This window comes from Leclercia adecarboxylata (genome assembly GCF_023639785.1).
In the GTDB taxonomy this organism is placed as follows: domain Bacteria; phylum Pseudomonadota; class Gammaproteobacteria; order Enterobacterales; family Enterobacteriaceae; genus Enterobacter; species Enterobacter adecarboxylatus_D.
The window spans coordinates 886832-908649 of the sequence record NZ_CP098325.1 but is presented as its reverse complement, the minus strand read 5'-3'; the positions used below and the strand labels follow the sequence as shown (position 1 = coordinate 908649).

The window sequence follows — 21818 nt, the reverse complement described above, 5'->3', positions numbered from 1 at the left end:
AGGATGCTGCAACGCGCTACGCTGACTGAACAGATTATTCCCGAACAGGCCTTTGCCACCGACGACAGCGTGGCGGTGCTGCGCTTCGCGGCGGAGGCGTTAACGGCAGGCATGGCGGTGGCGCTGGTGACTCTGGTGGAGATCCGCGGTGGGGCCGCCAGGCCGCTGGGGGCACAGATGGCCGTCCGCGAGGACGGCTTGTATTGCGGCTATGTCTCCGGCGGCTGCGTGGAGTCCGCTGCCGCGTACGAGGCGCTGGAGACCCTCGCCTGCGGCGCGGATCGACAGGTGAAGTACGGCGAGGGATCGCCGTGGTTCGACATCGTGCTGCCCTGCGGCGGCGGCATCACGCTGAACATCCATAAGCTGCGCTCGGTGCAGCCCCTGCTGGCGGTATTAAACAGCCTGGCGCAGCGCAAACCGGTGGGCTTGCGCTATCACGCCCCGTCGCAGTCGTTGCACTCTGTGCCCGGAGCAACCGCAACAGGCTGGAAGGATGACGTCTTCGGGCAGGGCTATCGTCCCTGCGTAAGGATGCTGATTTACGGGGGCTCGGTGGAAGCGCAGGCCACCGCCCGCGTGGCTCAGGCGGCGGGGTATGAAGTTCAGTGCAACCCCCGCAGGGTTGAGACTGTCGATGCCGACACGGCGGTGATTCTGCTCTGGCACGATCAGCACAAGGAACTGCCGGTGCTCCAGGCCGCGCTGACGGCAGCCCCCTTTTATATCGGCGCCCTCGGCAGCTATCGCACCCACCAGCGACGGGTCGATAAGTTGTTGGAACTGGGCTGGGACGAGAGGGATATTGCACGCATCAAGGCGCCGGTTGGGATTTTCCCTCAGGCGCGGGATGCGAATACCCTGGCGCTTTCGGTGGTGGCGGACGTGGCGGCGGTAAGAGCGGGGCAAAGTCATGTGGGGTAATTCGTTGCGGGGTATAATCGGGGGCCAGATAATGATAGGGCATGCCCAACACTTCTTTGAAGATACTCTGAGGAAATATCCAGACTTAAAAGGCCAACGGGAGTGTACAATAAAGTTCATCAGGACTTGGAGGATAAAATTACGGCAAGAATAATTGCCAAGTAAATACTAAGTGCCAATATATAATTATTGGCACAACTCTTAAAAACTAGAATGCTATCGCGTAGTATTACAGACTTTAAATTTATGGAATTTATTGTTAACTTGATAATATTGAGCAGTTATAACAACAGATAACATACCTATCATCATTAAAAATACCGCCATTACCATTAGTGATATCATTGCGTTATTATTCCTGTCAATTGCCCAAGAAAGTTCTTCTTTTTTATCATTATCTTCTGTCAAAATATAGTCACATGCACTAGCTAACATTGCCTTGCTATCACGATTGATTTTTTTGCAATCTGTTTTTAATAAATAACGACCCGCCTGAACATCATAAATATTAGAGTGTGAAATTAAAACTTTTTCATTTCCTTGTGAGTAAAACGCATGATTGTATTTACTCTCTTTTAGAGAATACATTATTACCACAAAAATTAACATGCATACAACCCCTAAAAACCCTACTAATACTCCGTCAATCAATTTTAATTTTTTTAAGCCAATTGGGGGGGCAAATCGCAGTAACTTAAAATCGCCGCGAGCGAGGATACCTTGTGATATTGCCTGTAAAACTAGCTTAGCATCACTTTTATTAGTGACATTGATGCCATGATGAAGTTTCAATAATTGTAAGTCTAAAAGATAATCATCCAGCTTTTTGAATGCTCTGCTTGATGCTTTTATCTTTAATGGACTGAGCACAAGCCGAAGAATTAAGCTCCAGCCACCAGAAACTATTAATGCAATAATCACCAGTGAATATAATACCTTTTGTATTACATCAACAGTTGATTCAATTGATAGAGACATTTTCTTTCATTTCCTTAACGAACTCGCTGGGATGCGAAGATATTAATATGGATTTGTGAACTGCTATACTAACATTAACATTTTTCACCTGCCATTATAAATCATATTTACATGACCTATAATATCAGAACTTAAAGCTCAATTCTTAAACAAAATGAATAGCATTTGAAAATATATAATTAATTTGGATGGTAAAGTTAATATTGGTTATTACATCATGCCCCTCCTGAAAAACAAACTGCTTTACAAGGAATAAAACAAAGCCTGAACAATCCCGCTTAAAAAGCTGATTAATTGCTTTAATTATTGTTTTGCGCAAATCATTCTTGTAAAAAATATTACAGTACGGTGTTTATCTCCACGCTTGAAGGAATTGGGCCGATGGGAGACTTTGGAAATGGTTCAGCAAAATGCGCATTAATCTGGCGGTCGTCTGACCGATCACGTTCAAAAAGATGCAAGAATAGTTCACAATGTCCCAAATACGGCACATTAGGAAGATATGGTTTATATGAATTTGTGGTAACTACTTGATTTCAATGGTGCCGATAATAGGAGTCGAACCTACGACCTTCGCATTACGAATGCGCTGCTCTACCAACTGAGCTATATCGGCTTTCAGGAGGGGTGCTACGGTGTAAAAGGGTAAGAAAAAGCACCCACCTCGTCAACCCTTCGCCTTTTAGTTGTTGGTTTTTACAGCATCATGTGCAAAATCAACACAATCTGAAGGGTTACTGCTGCTTTTTTGGCTTATATCTCCCTTCATCAGCGACTATTTGCCCACACTGCCAGCCCCCTCTCCCCGCTTCTTTCCAGAATCGTCTATCTTCAGTTTTAACTTATTGAAATAAAGCCCCGCCAGAACAGGTCGATACTTAGAGAGACCGGAACAGAGATAAGCCTGAGAGAGTGGGTGAATAATGCATAAATTTTTTGTCTCCGATGACGTAGCCGGCACGGACCTTGAGCCGAAAAGAACGGCCAGCTTTATCAAACGTAGCCTGATGGTGATGGTATCTCTGCTGGCGATGCTGTTTATCATCGCCATCATCGCGTTGCTGACCATCGTGCGCAACATCAACGAGGATAGCGATAAGCACAGCGCCATGCTGCTACAAAAGGCGATCCATAACCGTGTTGATACGCTCACTACCCACATTAAAGACTATGCCTGGTGGGGTGAGGCTTACCTGCATCTTCATCCCAGGGTGGATACCGACTGGGCCTATACCCGCCAGAATATGGGCGGTTCGCTGTGGCGCGATTTTGAGTACGAAGGGGTGTTCGTGCTGGATGGCAGTGGGCAGACCCGTTACAGCGTGGTTAACGGCAAGCTGGTGACAGGCTCCCTGCAATCCTGGCTGGGGGATGATCCCACTCCTGAGCTGATGCAAAAGATAGATAAGCCGGACGCCCCCCCTATTTCCAGTACGGTGGTCATGAAGGATGGCCATCCGGCGCTGGTTGCGGCAGCGCGTATCACCACGGGCGATGACTCAAGCATCAATGTTGCTCCAGGCCCCGCCTCGGTGCTGGTGTTTGTGGATGTGCTGGATACGCGTAAGCTCGTCGCGCTGGGTGAAGAGTACGGTATCGCTCAGACGCGGGTGCAGCATAAGGGCGCGCCGAAGCAGGCCGGTCGACGCGGAACGGCGACGCTCCCGGTTGATGGTCAGCAGGTCACTTTTGAGTGGAAAAGTGAGGATCCGGGGCGGGAGCTGATGCGCTATATCCTGCCGCTGCTGATCCTGCTGGCGCTCTGTACCGGTATTCCCGGCGTAATGCTGGGACGCAACGCGCTTAAAAAGGCGCGCATGTATGATGAAAATACCTATCTGCTGGCGCAGAACCGTCTGGCGCTTACCGCCAGCGAAAGACGCTTTCGCGACGTCGCCGAGGCCACCACGGACTGGATCTGGGAGACGGACACCGGGCTGCGCTTTACCTGGCTCTCTGAACGTTTTCCGGGGATCACGGGGCACAGCATCTCGTCCTGGATCGGCCGTCCGCTCAGCGAGTTCATGGAGGCAGAAAACCAGTCGCTGGCGGAGTGGATCACCCTGCCCGGCCAGACAGGCCATCGTCGCCTGCTGCACTGCCGCTATCTTTCCGCGATGGGCCACCAGCGCTACTGCCATATTGCGATCAAACCCGTTGTCGCCCCGGAGGGGATAACCGGTTACCGCGGCACCGCCACGGATGTGACCCTCGAAGTGGAGGCCCAGGCGCGCGTGGAGTATCTCTCCCGACACGACGATCTCACCGGGCTGCCCAACCGGATACGCATGCGCGAGTTTCTCGAGGGCAAGCTGCAGGCGCAGCCTACCCTGGCGCATCCGCTGGCGATGCTGAGCCTCGATCTTGATAAGTTTAAACCGGTCAACGATCTGTTCGGCCACGGCGCGGGGGATAGCGTGCTGCATGAGGTCTCGGCCCGTTTACGGGGCTGCATCCGGGATTACGATCTGGTGGCGCGCCAGGGCGGAGACGAGTTTATTCTGATCATCTCCGACATTCATGACCGCCGCTACATTGAAACCCTGTGCGAGCGCATCATAACCGAGTTGGCGCGTCCCTTCCTGATCAACGGGAATGAGATCGTGATCGGGGCCAGCATCGGGATCGCGATGGCGCCGCATGACGCTGTCGACGCGGGCGAGCTGCTGCGCTTCTCCGACATCGCGCTGTACCAGGCCAAAACCACCGGACGCAACAGGTGGGTGTTTTACACGCCGGAAATGGCAGAGCAGATGGTGCAACGCCGGGAAATGGAAGAGAGCCTGCGCGAGGGCATCAGAAAAGAGCAGTTCCATCTGGTCTATCAGCCGCGCTACGGCCACAACTCATCACGCATCATCGCCGTGGAGGCATTAATCCGCTGGGATCATCCCGAACTGGGGCTGATCATGCCGGATCAGTTTATCTCCCTCGCGGAAGAGACCGGGCTGATTATTCCGCTCAGTGACTGGGTGCTGAAAACCGCCTGTCGGGATGCTCAGCAGTCTCTGGACGGCCTCTCCGTGTCGGTGAATCTCTCTGCCGTTGAGTTCCGATCCTGGAAGGTGGTGGATCGCATTAAGGAAGCACTGGAGTCTTCGCAACTGGATCCCGCCCGGCTGGAGATCGAAGTGACCGAAAATGCCACACTGTGGAACCCGGAAAACAGCCTTGAGATCATGCTGGCGCTAAAAAAACTGGGTGTGAAGCTGCTGATGGACGATTTTGGCACCGGCTACTCTTCCCTGAGCTACCTGCGTAATTTCCCGTTCGATGGCATCAAGCTGGATAAATCCTTTATCGATGGCATGCCGGGAAGCGACAGCGCCAATACCATCGTCGAGAATATCATTGGCCTGGGCAAAGCGTTCTCGCTGAGTATTACCGCGGAAGGGGTGGAAACCGAAGAACAGCTGCAAAAGCTGATGATGATGGAGTGCGATGAAACTCAGGGGTATTTAATCAGCAGGCCGCTTAGCCTGACGGCGCTTCAGGAGCAAATGGCCGCGCTGGACTCGGCAGCAAAGGAACGGGCAGGCCAGAACAGTCAGGCATAGCGCGGGCAACAGCGATTGCTGCCCGCGCAGGTGATTACGCGCGGACGGTATCGTCGCCGAAGCCAATCCACTTGTAGGTGGTAAGCGCTTCAAGACCCATCGGGCCGCGGGCGTGCAGCTTCTGGGTACTGACCGCCACTTCGGCGCCCAGGCCAAACTGACCGCCATCGGTAAAGCGGGTTGAGGCGTTGACGTAAACCGCGGAAGAATCCACTTCGTTGATAAAGCGATTCGCATTGCTCAGCGTGCGGGTAAGGATCGCATCTGAATGCTGGGTACCGTGTTCCCGAATGTGCGCGACAGCGTCATCGAGATCGGCTACCACTTTCACGTTCAGATCCAGCGACAGGAACTCGTCGTCGTACTGCTCCGCTTTCACCGTTTCAACCTTCGCCGGGCCGTTTTGCAGCTGTGTCAGCGCGTTGGCATCGGCATGCAGGGTGATACCGCTTTCCGCCATCTGCTTGCTCAGCGCAGGCAGGAAGGTGTCCGCAATATCCTGGTGCACCAGCAGCGTCTCCACTGAGTTACAGGCACTCGGACGCTGAAGTTTGGCGTTCACGATGACCTTAAGGGCCGGGTCGAACTCGGCGGTGCTATCCACAAAGATATGGCATACGCCGATACCGCCGGTGATCACCGGGATGGTCGACTGCTCGCGGCACAGCTTGTGCAGCCCTGCGCCACCGCGCGGGATCAACATGTCGATGTATTTGTCCATGCGCAGCATTTCATTCACCAGGGCGCGATCCGGGTTTTCAATGGCCTGAATCGCACCGGCAGGGATGCCGCACTCTTCCAGCGCCTGCTGGATCACTTTTACCGTGGCAGCGTTGGTGCGCCAGGTCTCTTTTCCGCCGCGCAGGATGGCGGCGTTACCGGTTTTCAGGCACAGCGAGGCGACATCCACGGTTACGTTGGGACGAGCTTCATAGATCACGCCGATCACCCCCAGCGGCACGCGGCGACGTTCGATGCGCAGGCCGCTGTCCAGCAGTCCGCCATCAATCACCTGCCCTACCGGGTCGGCGAGGCTGCATACCTGACGCACGTCGTCGGCAATGCCTTTCAGACGAACGGGGTTTAATGCCAGGCGATCGAGCAGCGCCTCACTCAGGCCGTTGCGCCTGGCTTCCAGGAGATCCTGCTCGTTAGCGAGCAAAATCTCGTGGGACTGGGCCTCAAGATACTCTGCGATTTTTTCCAGCACGCGGTTTTTCTCGCGGCTGGAAAGGAGCGCCAGTTTGTACGAGGCGGCTTTGGCAGCGGCGCCCATTTGTTCCAGCATGTCCTGCTCCTTAACGGGTGATCATGTCGTCGCGATGGACAGCAACCGGGCCGTACTCATAGCCGAGAATGGCATCGATCTGCTGTGAATGGTGGCCTGCAATGCGGCGCAGCGCGTCGCTGTTGTAGCGGCAGACGCCGTGGGCAATGTCACGCCCTTCCTGATTGCAGATACGAATCACTTCACCACGGGAGAAGTTGCCTGTCACGCTTTTAATTCCTTTTGGAAGCAATGAGCTTCCTCTTTCCAGAATCGCGGCGGTCGCGCCCTCATCCACGATAAGCTCGCCGGCTGGCGGTGCGCCGAAGATCCAGCGTTTGCGGTTTTCCAGCGGGGTCGCTTCGGCATGGAAACGGGTCCCCACCGAAATGCCTTCCACCACGTCGCCGATCACGCCCGGGCGGCTGCCCGCAGCAATGATGGTGTCGATTCCGGCACGGCAGGCCACGTCAGCCGCCTGCAGCTTGGTGCCCATACCGCCGGTGCCAAGGCCAGATACGCTGTCGCCCGCGATGGCGCGCAGCGCGTCGTCGATGCCTTTCACATCGGTGATCAGCTCTGCCTGCGGGTTAGTGCGCGGGTCGGCGGTGAACAGGCCCTGCTGATCGGTCAGCAGCAGCAGTTTATCTGCACCCGCCAGAATGGCGGCCAGCGCGGAGAGGTTATCGTTGTCGCCGACTTTAATTTCTGCGGTGGCGACCGCATCGTTTTCGTTAATAACCGGAACGATATTGTTATCCAGCAGCGCGCGCAGGGTGTCGCGGGCGTTGAGGAAACGCTCCCGGTCTTCCATATCGGCGCGGGTCAGCAGCATCTGCCCGACGTGGATGCCATAGATAGAGAACAGCTGTTCCCAGAGCTGAATCAGGCGGCTTTGCCCTACTGCCGCCAGCAGCTGCTTGGAGGCGATGGTGGCGGGAAGTTCGGGGTAGCCCAGGTGCTCACGCCCGGCGGCGATCGCCCCGGAGGTGACAATCACAATACGGTGCCCTGCGGCGTGCAGCTGCGCGCACTGGCGCACAAGCTCAACAATGTGGGCGCGATTAAGGCGGCGCGATCCGCCTGTTAACACACTGGTACCGAGTTTTACCACCAGCGTCTGGCTGTCACTCATGATTCTCTGCCGTTCAATAATAAGGGAAATGATATCAATCAGACTTTTTATCAGGACTGGGGCCCGTTGCCAACCGCCTTAGCACTAAGGCCACCACTTTGTTGCGCGGGATCAGGAAGCGTAGCGGCAAACTTTGACACTTTTATTACTGAAACAGAAAAATACATTTATTTAAAATTATTCTGAGATTGTCATAAAACGTTCATTACAGAAAGTTAAAACCCTTCCTGTTTTTTCACGGAACAAAAGCACGAGCTTACTGTTCAGCGAATATTAGCGCGTATATAAAACCAGGATTGAAAATGAAAAAGAGTACTCTGGCATTAGTGGTAATGAGCGTTGTGGCAACTTCATCTGTACAGGCAGCCGAAGTATTTAATAAAAACGGCAATAAACTGGACGTGTACGGTAAAGTCAAAGCCATGCGTTATATCAGCGATGATGATGCCAAAGATGGTGACCAGACTTACGTGCGTTTCGGCTTTAAAGGCGAAACGCAGATCAACGAACAGCTGACCGGTTATGGCCGCTGGGAAGCCGAGTTCTCCGGTAATAAAACGGAAAGCGACTCGTCACAAAAAACCCGTCTGGCCTTCGCCGGTATTAAGCTGAAGGACTTTGGCTCTATCGATTACGGTCGTAACCTCGGCGCACTGTATGACGTTGAAGCCTGGACCGATATGTTCCCGGAATTCGGCGGTGACTCTTCCGGTCAGACCGATAACTTCATGACCAAACGCTCCAGCGGGCTGGCAACCTACCGTAATACCGACTTCTTCGGCGCCATTGATGGCCTGGATCTGACCCTGCAATACCAGGGCAAAAACGAAGGCCGCGAAGCCAAAAAACAGAACGGCGACGGTTTCGGTACTGCGCTGACCTATGATTTCGGCGGCAGCGACTTCGCTATCAGCGGCGCTTACACCAACTCCGACCGTACCAATGCCCAGAACCTGCTGGCGCGCGGCGAAGGTGAAAAAGCCGAAGCCTGGGGCACCGGTCTGAAATATGACGCCAACAATATTTACCTGGCAACCATGTACACCGAAACGCGTAATATGACGCCAATCTCCGGTGGTTTCGCCAACAAAGCGCAAAACTTCGAAGCCGTTGCGCAATATCAGTTTGATTTTGGCCTGCGCCCGTCCCTGGGTTATGTCCAGTCTAAAGGCAAGGATATTGAAGGTATCGGTGATGAAGATCTGGTGAAATATATCGACGTCGGCGCCACCTATTATTTCAACAAGAATATGTCGGCGTTTGTTGATTATAAAATCAACCAGATTGATGACGATAATAAACTGGGCGTAAGCAGCGATGACATCGTTGCGCTGGGTGTGACCTACCAGTTCTGATTTAAGCAAATAAAAAACCCGGCTCTGCGCCGGGTTTTTTTATTGTCTTTTTCGAACGAGACGTTAAGCCGTTAATTTCACCGGCTCGTTGGTGAAATCATCAGCAGGCTCGAGTTTAAGATCGAACGTTGCCAGCAGCGTACGGGCTTTTTCATGGAATTCACGCAGCGTGTGCTCCAGGCGCTGGACCACTTCTGGATCTTTAATGGCCATCGCCTGCCAGTGACCCTCTTTATCGAACAGGCCAAACTGGTAGTTATAAGTGAAACGTGACTCTTCTGCTTCCATTTCCATCCACCATCCCCAGAATTCGCGCTTCTCCGGCGCTGGCTTTACGTTAACGCACACGGCCAGGCAATCGAAAAAGAAGCGATTCTCTTCGCACTGCTCTTCGCGGATGTAGGGGCCAAGAGCCATAAACTTCTTGATCATTCTACTTTTCGGATGTCCACTCGGTAACGTCATTGCGATCTCCTTTTGTGAAGCCACTGTTTTACCAAACCTCAAAAAATTAGCAATCTCTTAACTCAATCTCTGATGGATCCAGCGCGTTATCTGCTGCAGGGCTTTGTCAAAATTCTCATACACCGGGCTGAACGGCACCTCCAGCAGCTTGCCATCGACAGATGACGAGGTGATTAAGCGGGACTCCTCTTCGGGGCTGAACGGATCGTTTTTCCAGAAACCGGAGAGCATTGGCGTAGGGCAACGGCGTCCCAGCAGCCCCTGCATTTTCAGGGAGTAGCGATTGAGCTCCACGCGTAGCGCCTCGTCCGAGGCATCGTGCATACCCAGCCGGCTGGCCAGCACATCGAGGTACATCTCCGGCACGCTGCTCTGTCGGGCGGGTTCACTTAACAGGGCGTGAACCACCGGCCCCAGACAGGCCACCGCTTTCAGGCGTGATGATTCCAGATAGGCCAGACGAACGGCGACATTGGCGCCAAAGCGGAAGCCAAATGCCGCCACCCGGGTGTGATCCACCCACGGATTCTGTTCCAGCGCTTTCAGGGCATGCTGGTGGAGCAGGCTGGAATCCTGGGTCAGTTTCCATTTGGACGAGAAGCCAATAGAGGGCATATCGAGGGTCAGCATCGCCAGCCCTTTTGGCGCCAGATAGCGCTCATACAGGCTGTAGTAATCGGTTTGCAGGGAGTCGAGGCCGCCGCACATCATCACCGTCGGGAAGGGGCCGTCACCCGCAGGGGTATGCAGGAAGCCGGTCACCGCCGGGCCGCCGGGGATAGTAAAGCTGATTTCGCGCATCCGGCCAGGCAGATGCTGGGCCGCTTCCTGATAGGCACGGTTCGCCAGCGCCTGGGCCTGCTCCGCCAGCTCGTCGCCTTTCAGGTGCGGGTATGCCGCAATGCTGTAGAGGTTACAGGCGTGCAGCCAGTGCTGGCCGCTTAGCTGGGGATCTTGCTCCTGGCTGGCCTTTTGCTGCCAGAGCATCGCCTGTTTTGCCCACTCGTAGATCCAGTTGCCACCGCGATAGCCCACCACCGTATCGTACAGATCCTCGTCGGTGCGTTCGGCCTGGCTCATGACGATTCGCGCCTGCACGTCGAGAATTTCACGGGGGTCGATGCCGCGCCAGACCCACATCAGGCGGTTTACCATGCGGTACCAGTGCGGGACATTTTTGCCATCCAGCGCCGATTGCACTGACGGCTGTACGCCGCTGTTAAAACGACGAACCAGGGTCGAGGTTTCCGGGTGCTTGAATTTGGGCTTGAAGAGAATTTCGCTGAGATTCGCCTGGGACATTGCGCGCTGCCTCTATAGATACGTCAGAGGGCATCATTGTACCGCGACAGAGGCGAAAAAAATAACGCCCGGCATCACCGGGCGTTAAAAATGTATGGATTAGCGGCCTGAAATAGGTGGGACGAATACAACGCCCATATCCCATGGCTGTTCGATCCAGGTATCCTGAGGGATATCAATCACATAATCGTCGACCAGCGGCTTACCGGCTGGCTTAGCGAAGATGGTAACGAAATGCGCTTTCGGATACATTTCGCGGATGGCCACTGCCGTACCGCCGGTATCAACCAGATCGTCAATCACGATGAAACCTTCACCATCGCCTTCAGCGCGTTTCAGCACTTTCAGTTCACGCTGGTTGTCGTGGTCGTAGCTGGAGATGCACACGGTATCGACATGACGAATACCCAGCTCACGTGCCAGCAGTGCCCCTGGTACCAGGCCGCCGCGGCTGACAGCGATAATGCCTTTCCACTGTTCGGATGGCATCAGGCGTGCAGCCAGTTTACGTGCATGAATCTGCAACATGTCCCAGGTGACGATGTATTTTTCGCTCATGTGAATTGTCCCAGCCTGTGTTTATACGGCTTAAAAAGTGTTCGAGGGGGAAAATGGTTGCGCGAGATTATAGAGATCTGAAGCACTAAAAACCAGTGCTAAGCGGTTACAGCGGGAGTTTTTACTTGCTTACCCCTACCAGCCGACAGAGAAAGTGGTATTCTCAAACCCACCTCGCAAGTCTGACTTGTGGTAACTCTAAACCTGCTAACCCCGTGACCTGCAAGATTGTCTGCAGGACATCGACAAGGAGACTTACTGTGTCTGAACTGTCTCAACTATCGCCACAACCGCTGTGGGATATTTTTGCCAAAATCTGCTCCATTCCTCACCCGTCCTATCACGAAGAACAGCTTGCCGAACACATTATGGGCTGGGCGAAGGAAAAAGGGCTGCACGCCGAGCGCGACCAGGTGGGCAACATTCTGATCCGTAAACCTGCCACCGCAGGCATGGAAAACCGTAAACCGGTTGTGCTGCAGGCTCACCTGGACATGGTTCCACAGAAAAACAACGATACCGTCCACGACTTCACTAAAGATCCAATTCAGCCGTACATCGATGGCGACTGGGTTAAAGCCCGCGGCACCACCCTGGGTGCGGATAACGGCATCGGTATGGCCTCTGCGCTGGCCGTGCTGGCCGACGACCGCGTTGAACATGGTCCGCTGGAAGTGCTGCTGACCATGACCGAAGAAGCCGGTATGGATGGCGCATTTGGTCTGCAGGCAAACTGGCTGCAGGCAGATATCCTGATCAATACCGATTCCGAAGAGGAAGGCGAAATCTACATGGGTTGCGCGGGCGGTATCGACTTTATCTCCACGCTGCCACTGACCCGTGAAGCGATCCCGGCAGGGTTCCAGACCTTTAAGCTGACGCTGAAAGGGCTGAAAGGCGGCCACTCCGGCGCTGACATTCATTTGGGTTTAGGCAATGCCAACAAGCTGCTGGCCCGTTTCCTGGCTGGCCATGCTGCCGAACTGGATCTGCGTCTGGTGGATTTCAACGGCGGTACGCTGCGTAACGCTATCCCGCGTGAAGCCTTCGCGACCGTGGCCGTTGCCGCAGACAAAGCCGATGCGTTGAAAAAGTGCTCTTCCGTTTATGTGGATATCCTGAAAAACGAACTGGAAGCCAAAGAGAAAAACCTGACCGTGGTTCTGGAAGCGGTTACCAGCGATAAAGCGGCGCTGACGGAAGCGTCACGCGATCGTTTTGTTCAGCTGCTGAACGCCACGCCAAACGGCGTGATCCGCAACTCCGACGTGGCGAAAGGCGTGGTGGAAACCTCCCTGAACGTCGGCGTGGTCACCATGAGTGACGACAGCGCAGAGATCATCTGCCTGATCCGCTCCCTGATCGACAGCGGTAAAGACTACGTGGTGAGCACGCTGGAATCTCTGGGCAAACTGTCTGGCGCGAAAACCGTCGCCAAGGGCAGCTACCCGGGCTGGCAGCCGGATGCAAGCTCCCCGGTGATGGCGCTGGTACGTGAAACTTATCAGCGTCTGTTCAACAGCACCCCGAACATCCAGATTATTCACGCAGGTCTGGAGTGCGGTCTGTTCAAAAAACCGTACCCGGATATGGATATGGTTTCTATCGGGCCAACCATTACCGGCCCACACTCTCCGGATGAGCAGGTTCATATCGAAAGCGTGGGTAATTACTGGACTCTGCTGACCGAACTGCTGAAAGCGATTCCGGCGAAGTAATCAGCCGACTGTTGCCCGGCGGCACTGCGTTTGCCGGGCCTGAGGACAGTGCCATAAGAAAAGCCCGGTAAGCGCCACCGGGCTTTTTTACAGCCCCAGCACCAGCTGCCGTTCCAGCTGCGGATCCAGCAGGGTGACGTGTAATCCCACCAGCCTGACCCCGCGCCCTGCCCGACGCTCTTCCCAGGTTTTCTTCGCGGTTGCAATCAGATCGTCTTTATTAAGACGCGGCCAGACGTGCTCCTGTGTCGTTTGCTGAAAGTCGTTAAACTTAAGCTTCACCCCCTGGCGGGCAATCAGCAGATCCGGTTTGACCTTTGCCAGCCGCCGCTCAAGTTCGGGATAAAGCTGTTCAACAATAATGGCTTCGCAGGCTGCCCACTCGTGGATATCCTCAGCCAGCGTTCTTTCCACGCCCACCGATTTACGCAGCCGCTCGCTGTTAACGTTGCGCTCGTCAATACCCTGACTGCGCTCCCACAGCACGCGGCCAAACTTACCAAAGCGCTTGAGGAGCATCGCCAGATCGCTTTTTTGCACATCTTCGCAGGTACGCAGACCCATACTTTCCAGCCGGGAGGCAGAGACTTTGCCTACACCCGGGATCTTGCCGAGCGGCAGCGTTTTGATAAATGCCGGCACCTCGTCAGGGGTGATCACATACTGGCCGTCGGGCTTATTGAGGTCCGAGGCGATTTTGGCGAGAAATTTTACCGGCGCGACGCCCGCCGAAGCGGTGAGCTGTAGCTCATTAAAAATCGTCTGGCGGATCTCCTGGGCCATCAGCGTGGCGGAGCCGTGACAGTGCAGGCTGTCGGTGACATCCAGATAAGCTTCGTCCAGCGACAGGGGTTCAATCAGGGAGGTGTAGCGGGAAAAGATTTCGCGGATATGGTCAGAAGCTTCTTTGTAGGCATCGAAGCGCCCCGGCAACAGGGTAAGATGTGGGCAAAGTTTTAACGCCATCGCGGTTGGCATAGCGCTGCGTACGCCGAACTTACGCGCCGGGTAGTTAGCGGTACTGATCACGCCACGCCGTTCGCGGCTGCCGCCAATGGCAATGGGGATATCCCGCAGCGCCGGATTATCCCGCATCTCCACCGCAGCAAAAAAACAGTCCATATCGACATGGATGATTTTGCGCATCGTCTTCACCACACCTGTAATTACATCCAGTATAACAAAGTACTAAAAATGCGTCAGCAGTTTTACTGTCTCACTTCTGTCATTAAACCGTGGTACAAGATCGGGCCAATAAAGCATTAAAATTCATTCAGTTATGATAATTAAAATGGAAAATTATTCATGAAAAAGATGATTATCGCTTCACTGCTGCTCGCTACTCACGCCTGGGCGAACCCTCAAATTATCGCTCACCGTGGTGGAACCGCCGATGCGCCTGAGAATACGCTTCCGGCGATCACGCTGGCGCTGGAAAACCACGCTCAGGCTATCTGGATCACCGTGCAGCTCAGCCGGGACGGCGTTCCTGTTCTGTATCGCCCCAGCGATTTGAGTGCGCTGACCACGGCCCAGGGAAAAGTTTCCGGGTACAGCCAGGCGGAACTGGCGACATTCAATGCGGGTGTGAAATGGAAAGAGAACGTCGCCGGAGCCACTATTCCAGCGCTTAAGGCCGTGCTTGAACGCTGGCCTGAGACTCAGTTCTACATTGATATTAAATCTCCCGATGCAGACCCGACAGAAATGGGTAAACAGCTGCTTACCGTGCTGAAAGAAACCAATAGCCTGAAGCGCGTGCGCGTCTACTCCACGGAAGATCGCTATCTGGATGCTCTGCCAGCCGAAATTCCCCGTTTTGTCACCCGGAGTGAAACGCGTACCCGGCTGGCAAATATTTCGCTAAACCACGTATGCCAGACGCCAGCAAAGAAAATGGATGCGTACTGGTACGGGCTGGAGTTGAACCGAAAGGTGGAAGTGGTGGAAAAATTCACCCTGGGCGAGGGCGTCTCACCGGCCACCCTGACGTGGGACAAAGAGGCGATGGACTGTTTCCGCTCTCAGGGGAATGGCCACATCATCCTGCTGGGGGTCAATTCCGCCGGGGATTACCAGAAAGCAAAAGCTCTGGGAGCAGACGGGGTAATGGTCGATTCTCCCGCTCAGGCCCGGGAATGGCTAAAGTAAAAAAACAGGCCGCTTTTTGCGGCCTGTTTATTTCAGAGGATCCTGTTTTGCTGGCGCTGTGCCTCACGCGCCATGCGCTTTTTGCGCGCATCGCACGGCTCCGGGCAATCGCAGACTTTCTCCATCCCCAGGGAGGAGATGCCGCCGCAGCTGCCCTGAATGCTTTTGCGCTTAATCAGCCAGCCGAGGGACATGCCAAAGATCACCAGCACGAAGATGGCAAAGGTCAGCACGAAGGTCATCATCATCAGCCTCCAAAATCATCCAGCATGATGTTCTCATCTTCCACGCCCAGATCCTGCAGCATTTTAATGACCGCGGCGTTCATCATTGGCGGACCACACATGTAGAACTCACAGTCCTCCGGTGCGGCGTGGTGCTTCAGATAGTTTTCATACAGGACGTTATGGATGAACCCGGTATAGCCAGTCCAGTTGTCTTCCGGCTGCGGATCGGAAAGCGCAATGTGGAAGTTAAAGTTCGGGTTATCCCGCGCCAGCTGTTCAAACTCCTCCTGATAGAACATTTCGCGCAGGGAGCGGGCACCGTACCAGAAGCTGATTTTCCGCTGGCTACCGAGGCGCTTAAGCTGGTCGAAAATGTGCGAACGCATCGGCGCCATCCCGGCCCCACCGCCGATAAACACCATTTCGGCGTCGGTCTCTTTGGCAAAGAACTCACCGAAAGGTCCGGAGATGGTGACTTTATCCCCCGGCTTCAGCGACCAGATATAGGAAGACATGATCCCCGGCGGTGCGTCCGGCACGCCTGGCGGCGGCGTAGCGATACGCACGTTGAGCATGATGATGCCCTTCTCTTCCGGGTAGTTAGCCATGGAGTACGCGCGCAGCGTCGGCTCTTTAACCTCGGAGACAAAGCGGAACAGATTGAATTTATCCCAGTCGCCGCGGTACTTTTCAGGCACATCAAAATCTTTGTACGCGACAGTATGTTCCGGGCACTCGATCTGGATATAGCCGCCCGCACGGAACGGCACGTCTTCGCCTTCAGGCACGCGCAGCTTCAGCTCTTTAATGAAGGTGGCTTTGTTATCGTTGGAGATAACCTCGCACTCCCATTTCTTCACGCCGAAGATCTCCTCCGGCAGTTCAATCTTCATGTTCTGACGCACCGCGACCTGGCACGCCAGACGACAGCCCTCTTTCGCCTCACGTTTGCTGATGTGCGACAGTTCGGTCGGCAGAATATCACCGCCCCCCTCTTTAACGGTGACCCGGCATTGTCCGCACGAGCCGCCGCCACCGCAGGCAGAAGAGATAAAAATGCCATTGCCAGAGAGGGTGTTCAGCAGCTTGTCGCCCGCAGGCGTAAGGATCTGCTTGTCTGCCTCATCGTTAATCTCAATGATCACATCACCGGAATTGACCAGCTTTGATCGCGCCACCAGAATCAGCCCCGAGAGCACCAGCACGATCAACGTGAACATCACCACGCCAAGAATAATTTCCATACAATTTGCCCTTACAGCTGCACACCGGAGAAGGACATAAAGCCCAGCGCCATCAGACCAGTGGTGATAAAGGTGATCCCTAAGCCGCGCAACCCGGCCGGCACGTTGGCATACTTCATTTTTTCGCGCAGGCCTGCCATCGCGACGATAGCCAGCATCCAGCCAATACCCGAGCCGAAGCCGTACACCACTGATTCGGTAAAGTTGTAGTCACGCTGCACCATAAACGACACGCCACCAAAGATGGCGCAGTTCACCGCAATCAGCGGCAGGAAGATGCCCAGCGCCGTATACAGGGACGGGAAGTACTTATCGAGGATCATCTCGAGGATCTGTACCAGCGCCGCAATTACCCCAATGAAGGTAATGAAGTTGAGGAAGCTCAGGTCAACGCCCTCAACCAGCGCGCTGTCGCGCAGCACCAGGTTAAACACCAGGTTGTTGATCGGCACAGCCAGACCCAGCACCACCGTAACGGCAACACCCAGACCAAAGGCAGTCGACACCTTTTTGGAGACCGCGAGGAAAGTACACATCCCAAGGAAAAACGCGAGCGCCATGTTTTCGACAAACACTGCGCGCACAAACAGGCTAATGTAATGAGCCATTGTCGGTTACTCCTTTTCCTGCTGTTCAGGGCGCCAGGTTCTCACCGCCCAGATCAGCAAACCGATAATGAAGAACGCGCTGGGTGCCAGCAGGAACAGGCCGTTTGGCAGATACCAGCCACCGTTTTGCACGGTGTCCAGCACGGTGATGCCAAACAGTTTGCCGCTGCCGATAAGTTCGCGCAGGAAGCCGACCGTCAGCAGGATCACGCCATAGCCAAGACCGTTGCCGATACCATCCATAAAGCTGGCCAGCGGCGGCATTTTCATCGCATAGGCTTCTGCACGTCCCATCACGATGCAGTTGGTGATGATCAGGCCCACAAAGACCGACAGCTGCTTTGAGGTTTCGTAGGCAAACGCCCGCAGCAGTTGATCCACGACAATCACCAGCGAAGCGATGATTGCCATCTGCACGATAATGCGCACGCTGTTCGGGATGTGATGGCGGATCATCGAGATGAACATGCTGGAAAACGCCGTCACCAGCGTCACCGCCAGGGTCATAACCACCGCGGTTTCCAGTTTTGTCGTGACCGCCAGCGCCGAACAGACCCCCAGCACCTGTAGGGTAATGGGGTTATTAGCGATGAGCGGTCCGATAAGTACCCGTTTAACTTCTTTCAGTTCGCCCGCATCAGCCATTGTTCAGCTCTCCTTCACGTACCTTCTTAAGAAAAGGACCAAAACCCATCTCACCCATCCAGAAATCAAAGCTATGCTGCACGCCGTTTGAGGTCAGCGTAGCGCCGGAAAGGCCATCGACGGCGTAGTCATCCCCCGCACGTGCGCCGCCTTTCACCACTTTCAGCGCGGGCTGGCCGTTATCATCCAGCACTTTTTTGCCGACAAACTGTGCCCGCCAGGCCGGGTTTTCCACTTCGCCACCCAGACCCGGGGTTTCGCCCTGATCGTAGTAGGTGATGCCCTTAACGGTGCGGCCATCGGTATTAAGGGCCACAAAGGCATACATCATCGACCACAGGCCGTTGCCATAGATCGGCAGGACCATCTCCTGGACGCGCTGTTGTTCATCGCGCACCAGATAGATCTCTGCCGTATTGCTGCGGCGTTTAATGCCTGCCGGATCCTGGCTGGCATCCAGTTCAGTGCTGCGCTGCGGATCTTTCAGCGCCTGCGCCTGGTTATAGCCAGACGGATCGGACTCCAGCAGCTCGCCGGTATTGAGATCCACCAGACGCGGCGTGATGCGTGAGGCAAAGGTCTGGGCGACATCTTCAGCGCTCATTTCACCGTTCATCAGCCCGGCTACGGACAGAATGTTACGTTGTTTATCCAGGGCGCGTTGCTCCTGCTGACGGGACTTAAGTCCCACCGCAGACCCTGCCACTACAATGGAGCAGACCAGGCAAAGCACCACCACCACCATCAGCGTCTTGCCGATGCTGTCATTATTTTTAATCTCAGCCACGCGCCTTCCTCCGCTTGATGTTGGCACGCACCACCAGGTAATCGAACAGCGGCGCAAACAGGTTGGCGAACAGGATCGCCAGCATCATCCCTTCCGGATAGGCCGGGTTAACGACACGGATCAGCACGCACATCGCGCCGATAAGCGCCCCGTAATACCATTTGCCCCTGTTGGTAAAGGATGCTGAAACCGGATCGGTGGCCATAAACATCATGCCGAAGGCGAAACCGCCCAGCACCAGATGCCAGTACCACGGCATGGCAAACATTGGATTCGTCGCCGAGCCAATCAGATTAAACAGCGTTGCGGTGAGGATCATGCCGAGCATGACGCCCGCCACGATACGCCAGGAGGCGACACGGCCAAACAGAATGATGGCGCCGCCAATCAGGATCATCAGCGTAGAGACTTCACCTACCGAGCCCGGAATGGTGCCGATAAAGGCATCGAACCAGCTGACCGGCTGCCCGGTGGCGTTGTTAACCAGCGCTTCTCCGCCGCGAGCAGCCCACTGGGACAGTGGCGTCGCGCCGGAAAAACCGTCTGCGGCCGTCCAGACCAGATCGCCGGAAATTTGCGCCGGATAAGCAAAGAACAGGAACGCGCGTCCGGCGAGGGCCGGGTTAAGGAAATTACGTCCGGTGCCGCCGAAGATCTCCTTCGCTATCACCACGCCGAAGCTGATCCCCATCGCCGCCTGCCACAGAGGCAACGTCGGAGGCACAATCAGGGCGAACAGAATTGAGGTAACAAAGAAGCCTTCGTTGATCTCGTGCTTGCGCACGATGGCGAACAGCACTTCCCAGAAGCCGCCGACCAGAAATACCGTCATGTAAATGGGCAGGAAGTAGACCGCTCCCAGCGTCATCATGCTGACCCAACCGGCATCCGCGGCAAAGCTGACGCCCAGCATTTGCGCCACCCGGTAGTGCCAGTCGCCCGCGATAATCTGCTGCAGCTGCTGGGCATCATACAGATGGTTCAGCGCCGGGATGGTTTGCAGCCCGACGTTGTACATGCCCCAGAACATCGCCGGGAACACGGCAAACCAGACGAGGATCATCATGCGCTTGAGGTCAATAGCGTCGCGTACGTGCGCGGCCCCTTTGGTGACCTGGCCTGGTGTATAAAAGACCGTCGTGGTCGCTTCAAACAGCGGGTAGTACTTTTCCAGCTTGCCGCCGGGAGTAAAATGCGGCTCTAGTTTTTCAATGAGATGTTTCAGGCCCATCAGTTATCCTTCCTGCTCAATGCGGGTTAACACCTCGCGCAATACGGGTCCGTATTCGTATTTACCAGGGCAAACGTAGGTGCACAGCGCCAGATCTTCTTCATCCAGCTCCAGGCAGCCCAGAGACTGCGCGCCGTCGGTATCGCCCGCCAGCAGATCGCGCAGCAGCATGGTCGGCAGGATATCGAGGGGCATGACCCGCTCGTAGTTGCCAATAGGCACCATCGCCCGCTCGCCACCGTTGGTATCCGTGGAGAAGTTAAACAGCTTGTTGCGCAGGAAGTGACCCAGCGTTGTGCGGGTAACGGAGAACTTCTCTTTGCCTGGCATTACCCAACCAAAGAGCTCCTTTTCGCGCCCCTCTTTCACCACGCTGACCTGCAAATGAAAGCGTCCAAGATAGGCCTGCACGCCCACCGCATGCCTGCCGCTCAGAACGGAGCCTGAAATATGGCGGTTTTCGCCTTCCAGCGTTTCGTCCACCAGCAGCTCGTTGATGTCGGCGCCCATACAGGTGCGCACCAGACGCGGATTGCGCATCTGCGGGCCGCCCAGCGCGATCACCCGATCGGTACAAAGCCGGCCGGTCATAAACAGCTTGCCGATGGCGATAACATCCTGGTAATTCAGATGCCACACCTGTTTGGTCAGGCTAACCGCCTCCAGGAAGTGGATGTGCGTGCCTGGCAGCCCAGCCGGGTGCGGCCCGGCAAAGGTATTGAAGGTCACTTGTCCCTGCGGATGGCCGCCCAGTTTGCCGCCGCTCGCCTGGCAGACGTGCACCTTGCCCTCGGTCAGACGCGTAAGCAGGGTCAGCCCGGCATCAAATTCCTGACGCTGGGCCAGAATGAGGGGCTGCGGGTCAGCGCTGAGCGGGTTGGTGTCCATGGCGGTAACAAAAATCGCCGCCGGGACGGTGTCAGGCACCGGGGTTTTGCTGAAAGGACGAGTGCGAAGTGCCGTCCAGAGACCGGACTCCAGCAGTTGCGCCTGCACCGCCTGGCGAGTGAGCGTGGAGAGTTCTGAAGATTCGTAACGGGTAAACTCCCGTTCACCGTCGCCTTCAATACGGATCACCACCGACTGCAGCACCCGGCGCTCGCCACGATTGATAGCCACTACCGTCCCGCTGGCGGGTGCGGTAAAGATAACCCCAGGATTTTTTTTATCCTCGAATAGCGCCTGCCCCTTGATGACGCTGTCGCCTTCCTGCACCAGCATGGTGGGACGCATGCCCACGTAATCATCCCCCAGGATCGCAACATGGCAAGGCGGCGCGCAGGGAGAAACCTGCTGTTCTGGAATGCCGGAGATCGGCAAATCAAGTCCTTTTCTGATTCTAATCATAGTGTTAATTGATATCCGTGAATAACCGCTCCGGCCATAAGGCCGGGCAAGTCAAAAGTCGTTGCACAGGAGAAGAAAGGCAGCCAGAACTTGTTCATGTAACCAGCAGGATCGCGGATGATCCTGAAAAAGCTCCCTTTCTTGACCTTAGGTCATAAGACGGGCGCAGTGTACCATTTTCCACCATCAGGAGGCAGAGATAACGCAGCGGCGGGTGCTAAAATGCGACCGATTACGCAAAGTTCTCAATGCCAGTGGAGTCAATCCAGGTTATAAGGGAAAACTATTTTGTAAACCCACGCGCCGACGCTTGCGAAAA

At 55.1% G+C, this 21818-nt stretch carries 19 protein-coding genes and 1 tRNA gene; 5 read left to right on the top strand and 15 right to left on the bottom strand.

Annotated elements, in window-relative coordinates:
- Positions 1 to 3 precede the first annotated feature (3 nt).
- Positions 4 to 924, top strand: coding sequence for an XdhC family protein (locus NB069_RS04245; RefSeq protein ID WP_250587910.1), 921 nt, complete (start codon positions 4 to 6; stop codon positions 922 to 924).
- Between the two features lie 216 nt (positions 925 to 1140).
- On the opposite strand, the gene NB069_RS04240 is transcribed toward NB069_RS04245, so the two are convergent.
- Both NB069_RS04240 and NB069_RS04235 read right to left on the bottom strand, forming a co-directional pair.
- A complete protein-coding gene (locus NB069_RS04240; protein WP_250587909.1) occupies positions 1141 to 1902 on the bottom strand; it encodes a hypothetical protein in 762 nt (253 codons plus the stop codon).
- A 540-nt stretch (positions 1903 to 2442) separates the two neighbouring features.
- Positions 2443 to 2518: transfer RNA gene (locus tag NB069_RS04235), tRNA-Thr, on the bottom strand.
- 307 nt (positions 2519 to 2825) lie between these two features.
- Between NB069_RS04235 and NB069_RS04230 the strand changes: the two genes are divergently transcribed.
- Complete coding sequence (locus NB069_RS04230; RefSeq protein WP_284677025.1) at positions 2826 to 5459, top strand: bifunctional diguanylate cyclase/phosphodiesterase; 2634 nt, start codon at positions 2826 to 2828, stop codon at positions 5457 to 5459.
- Positions 5460 to 5493: 34 nt separating this feature from the next.
- On the opposite strand, the gene proA is transcribed toward NB069_RS04230, so the two are convergent.
- Positions 5494 to 6747, bottom strand: coding sequence for a glutamate-5-semialdehyde dehydrogenase (proA, locus tag NB069_RS04225; RefSeq protein WP_250587908.1), 1254 nt, complete (start codon positions 6745 to 6747; stop codon positions 5494 to 5496).
- Between the two features lie 10 nt (positions 6748 to 6757).
- The gene (gene proB, locus NB069_RS04220; protein WP_039032096.1) at positions 6758 to 7861 is read right to left on the bottom strand and encodes a glutamate 5-kinase; all 1104 of its coding nucleotides are present in this window, start codon (positions 7859 to 7861) and stop codon (positions 6758 to 6760) included.
- A gap of 302 nt (positions 7862 to 8163) precedes the next feature.
- Between proB and phoE the strand changes: the two genes are divergently transcribed.
- Positions 8164 to 9216 (top strand): phosphoporin PhoE, encoded by a 1053-nt coding sequence (phoE, locus tag NB069_RS04215; RefSeq protein WP_250587907.1) that lies wholly within the window; start codon positions 8164 to 8166, stop codon positions 9214 to 9216.
- A gap of 63 nt (positions 9217 to 9279) precedes the next feature.
- Here the strand turns inward: phoE and crl are convergent, their stop codons facing one another.
- The 3 genes from crl to gpt form a co-directional block, all read right to left on the bottom strand.
- On the bottom strand, positions 9280 to 9681 hold the full coding sequence (crl, locus tag NB069_RS04210) for a sigma factor-binding protein Crl (protein ID WP_250587906.1): 402 nt from the start codon (positions 9679 to 9681) through the stop codon (positions 9280 to 9282).
- Between the two features lie 57 nt (positions 9682 to 9738).
- Entirely contained in the window at positions 9739 to 10983 is a 1245-nt protein-coding gene (frsA, locus tag NB069_RS04205) for an esterase FrsA (RefSeq protein WP_250587905.1), read from the bottom strand.
- Positions 10984 to 11082: 99 nt separating this feature from the next.
- Entirely contained in the window at positions 11083 to 11541 is a 459-nt protein-coding gene (gpt, locus tag NB069_RS04200) for a xanthine phosphoribosyltransferase (protein ID WP_032616685.1), read from the bottom strand.
- A 260-nt stretch (positions 11542 to 11801) separates the two neighbouring features.
- Here gpt and pepD point away from each other — a divergent pair, with 260 nt between their 5' ends.
- Positions 11802 to 13259 (top strand): cytosol nonspecific dipeptidase, encoded by a 1458-nt coding sequence (gene pepD / locus NB069_RS04195; RefSeq protein ID WP_250587904.1) that lies wholly within the window; start codon positions 11802 to 11804, stop codon positions 13257 to 13259.
- Between the two features lie 87 nt (positions 13260 to 13346).
- Here pepD and dinB read toward each other — a convergent pair whose 3' ends face one another.
- Complete coding sequence (gene dinB / locus NB069_RS04190; RefSeq protein ID WP_250587903.1) at positions 13347 to 14405, bottom strand: DNA polymerase IV; 1059 nt, start codon at positions 14403 to 14405, stop codon at positions 13347 to 13349.
- A gap of 159 nt (positions 14406 to 14564) precedes the next feature.
- Here dinB and NB069_RS04185 point away from each other — a divergent pair, with 159 nt between their 5' ends.
- The gene (locus tag NB069_RS04185) at positions 14565 to 15410 is read left to right on the top strand and encodes a glycerophosphodiester phosphodiesterase family protein (protein ID WP_250587902.1); all 846 of its coding nucleotides are present in this window, start codon (positions 14565 to 14567) and stop codon (positions 15408 to 15410) included.
- Between the two features lie 32 nt (positions 15411 to 15442).
- Here the strand turns inward: NB069_RS04185 and nqrM are convergent, their stop codons facing one another.
- From nqrM to NB069_RS04150, 7 genes are read right to left on the bottom strand one after another with little or no spacing between them, the layout of a single operon-like run.
- Positions 15443 to 15658 carry a (Na+)-NQR maturation NqrM gene (gene nqrM, locus NB069_RS04180; protein WP_250587901.1) on the bottom strand — a complete coding sequence of 72 codons (216 nt, stop codon included), beginning with the start codon at positions 15656 to 15658 and terminating at the stop codon, positions 15443 to 15445.
- Positions 15658 to 16881 (bottom strand): NADH:ubiquinone reductase (Na(+)-transporting) subunit F, encoded by a 1224-nt coding sequence (gene nqrF, locus NB069_RS04175; RefSeq protein WP_250587900.1) that lies wholly within the window; start codon positions 16879 to 16881, stop codon positions 15658 to 15660. Before nqrF ends, nqrM begins: the two co-directional genes overlap by 1 nt.
- Before the next feature lie 11 nt (positions 16882 to 16892).
- Positions 16893 to 17489, bottom strand: a complete 597-nt coding sequence (gene nqrE / locus NB069_RS04170) for an NADH:ubiquinone reductase (Na(+)-transporting) subunit E (RefSeq protein WP_039032088.1) — start codon at positions 17487 to 17489, stop codon at positions 16893 to 16895.
- 6 nt (positions 17490 to 17495) lie between these two features.
- The gene (locus NB069_RS04165; protein ID WP_032616678.1) at positions 17496 to 18134 is read right to left on the bottom strand and encodes an NADH:ubiquinone reductase (Na(+)-transporting) subunit D; all 639 of its coding nucleotides are present in this window, start codon (positions 18132 to 18134) and stop codon (positions 17496 to 17498) included.
- Entirely contained in the window at positions 18127 to 18921 is a 795-nt protein-coding gene (locus NB069_RS04160) for a Na(+)-translocating NADH-quinone reductase subunit C (protein WP_250587899.1), read from the bottom strand. Before NB069_RS04160 ends, NB069_RS04165 begins: the two co-directional genes overlap by 8 nt.
- Positions 18914 to 20152: an NADH:ubiquinone reductase (Na(+)-transporting) subunit B gene (locus tag NB069_RS04155; RefSeq protein WP_250587898.1), complete on the bottom strand. Its 1239-nt coding sequence runs from the start codon at positions 20150 to 20152 to the stop codon at positions 18914 to 18916. The genes NB069_RS04160 and NB069_RS04155 overlap by 8 nt, the downstream gene beginning before the upstream one ends.
- A 3-nt stretch (positions 20153 to 20155) precedes the next feature.
- Positions 20156 to 21499 carry a Na(+)-translocating NADH-quinone reductase subunit A gene (locus NB069_RS04150; protein ID WP_250587897.1) on the bottom strand — a complete coding sequence of 448 codons (1344 nt, stop codon included), beginning with the start codon at positions 21497 to 21499 and terminating at the stop codon, positions 20156 to 20158.
- Positions 21500 to 21818 lie beyond the last annotated feature (319 nt).

What these genes read in the sequence shown, in the direction of transcription:
- NB069_RS04185 (WP_250587902.1), top strand. Translation starts at nt 14,565, where the DNA reads ATGAAAAAGATGATTATCGCTTCACTGCTGCTCGCTACTCACGCCTGG.
- NB069_RS04150 (WP_250587897.1), bottom strand. Translation starts at nt 21,499, where the DNA reads ATGATTAGAATCAGAAAAGGACTTGATTTGCCGATCTCCGGCATTCCA.
- nqrF (WP_250587900.1), bottom strand. Translation starts at nt 16,881, where the DNA reads ATGGAAATTATTCTTGGCGTGGTGATGTTCACGTTGATCGTGCTGGTG.
- NB069_RS04245 (WP_250587910.1), top strand. Translation starts at nt 4, where the DNA reads ATGCTGCAACGCGCTACGCTGACTGAACAGATTATTCCCGAACAGGCC.
- proB (WP_039032096.1), bottom strand. Translation starts at nt 7,861, where the DNA reads ATGAGTGACAGCCAGACGCTGGTGGTAAAACTCGGTACCAGTGTGTTA.
- proA (WP_250587908.1), bottom strand. Translation starts at nt 6,747, where the DNA reads ATGCTGGAACAAATGGGCGCCGCTGCCAAAGCCGCCTCGTACAAACTG.
- crl (WP_250587906.1), bottom strand. Translation starts at nt 9,681, where the DNA reads ATGACGTTACCGAGTGGACATCCGAAAAGTAGAATGATCAAGAAGTTT.
- phoE (WP_250587907.1), top strand. Translation starts at nt 8,164, where the DNA reads ATGAAAAAGAGTACTCTGGCATTAGTGGTAATGAGCGTTGTGGCAACT.
- NB069_RS04240 (WP_250587909.1), bottom strand. Translation starts at nt 1,902, where the DNA reads ATGTCTCTATCAATTGAATCAACTGTTGATGTAATACAAAAGGTATTA.
- NB069_RS04155 (WP_250587898.1), bottom strand. Translation starts at nt 20,152, where the DNA reads ATGGGCCTGAAACATCTCATTGAAAAACTAGAGCCGCATTTTACTCCC.
- gpt (WP_032616685.1), bottom strand. Translation starts at nt 11,541, where the DNA reads ATGAGCGAAAAATACATCGTCACCTGGGACATGTTGCAGATTCATGCA.
- nqrM (WP_250587901.1), bottom strand. Translation starts at nt 15,658, where the DNA reads ATGATGATGACCTTCGTGCTGACCTTTGCCATCTTCGTGCTGGTGATC.
- NB069_RS04230 (WP_284677025.1), top strand. Translation starts at nt 2,826, where the DNA reads ATGCATAAATTTTTTGTCTCCGATGACGTAGCCGGCACGGACCTTGAG.
- dinB (WP_250587903.1), bottom strand. Translation starts at nt 14,405, where the DNA reads ATGCGCAAAATCATCCATGTCGATATGGACTGTTTTTTTGCTGCGGTG.
- frsA (WP_250587905.1), bottom strand. Translation starts at nt 10,983, where the DNA reads ATGTCCCAGGCGAATCTCAGCGAAATTCTCTTCAAGCCCAAATTCAAG.
- nqrE (WP_039032088.1), bottom strand. Translation starts at nt 17,489, where the DNA reads ATGGCTCATTACATTAGCCTGTTTGTGCGCGCAGTGTTTGTCGAAAAC.
- NB069_RS04165 (WP_032616678.1), bottom strand. Translation starts at nt 18,134, where the DNA reads ATGGCTGATGCGGGCGAACTGAAAGAAGTTAAACGGGTACTTATCGGA.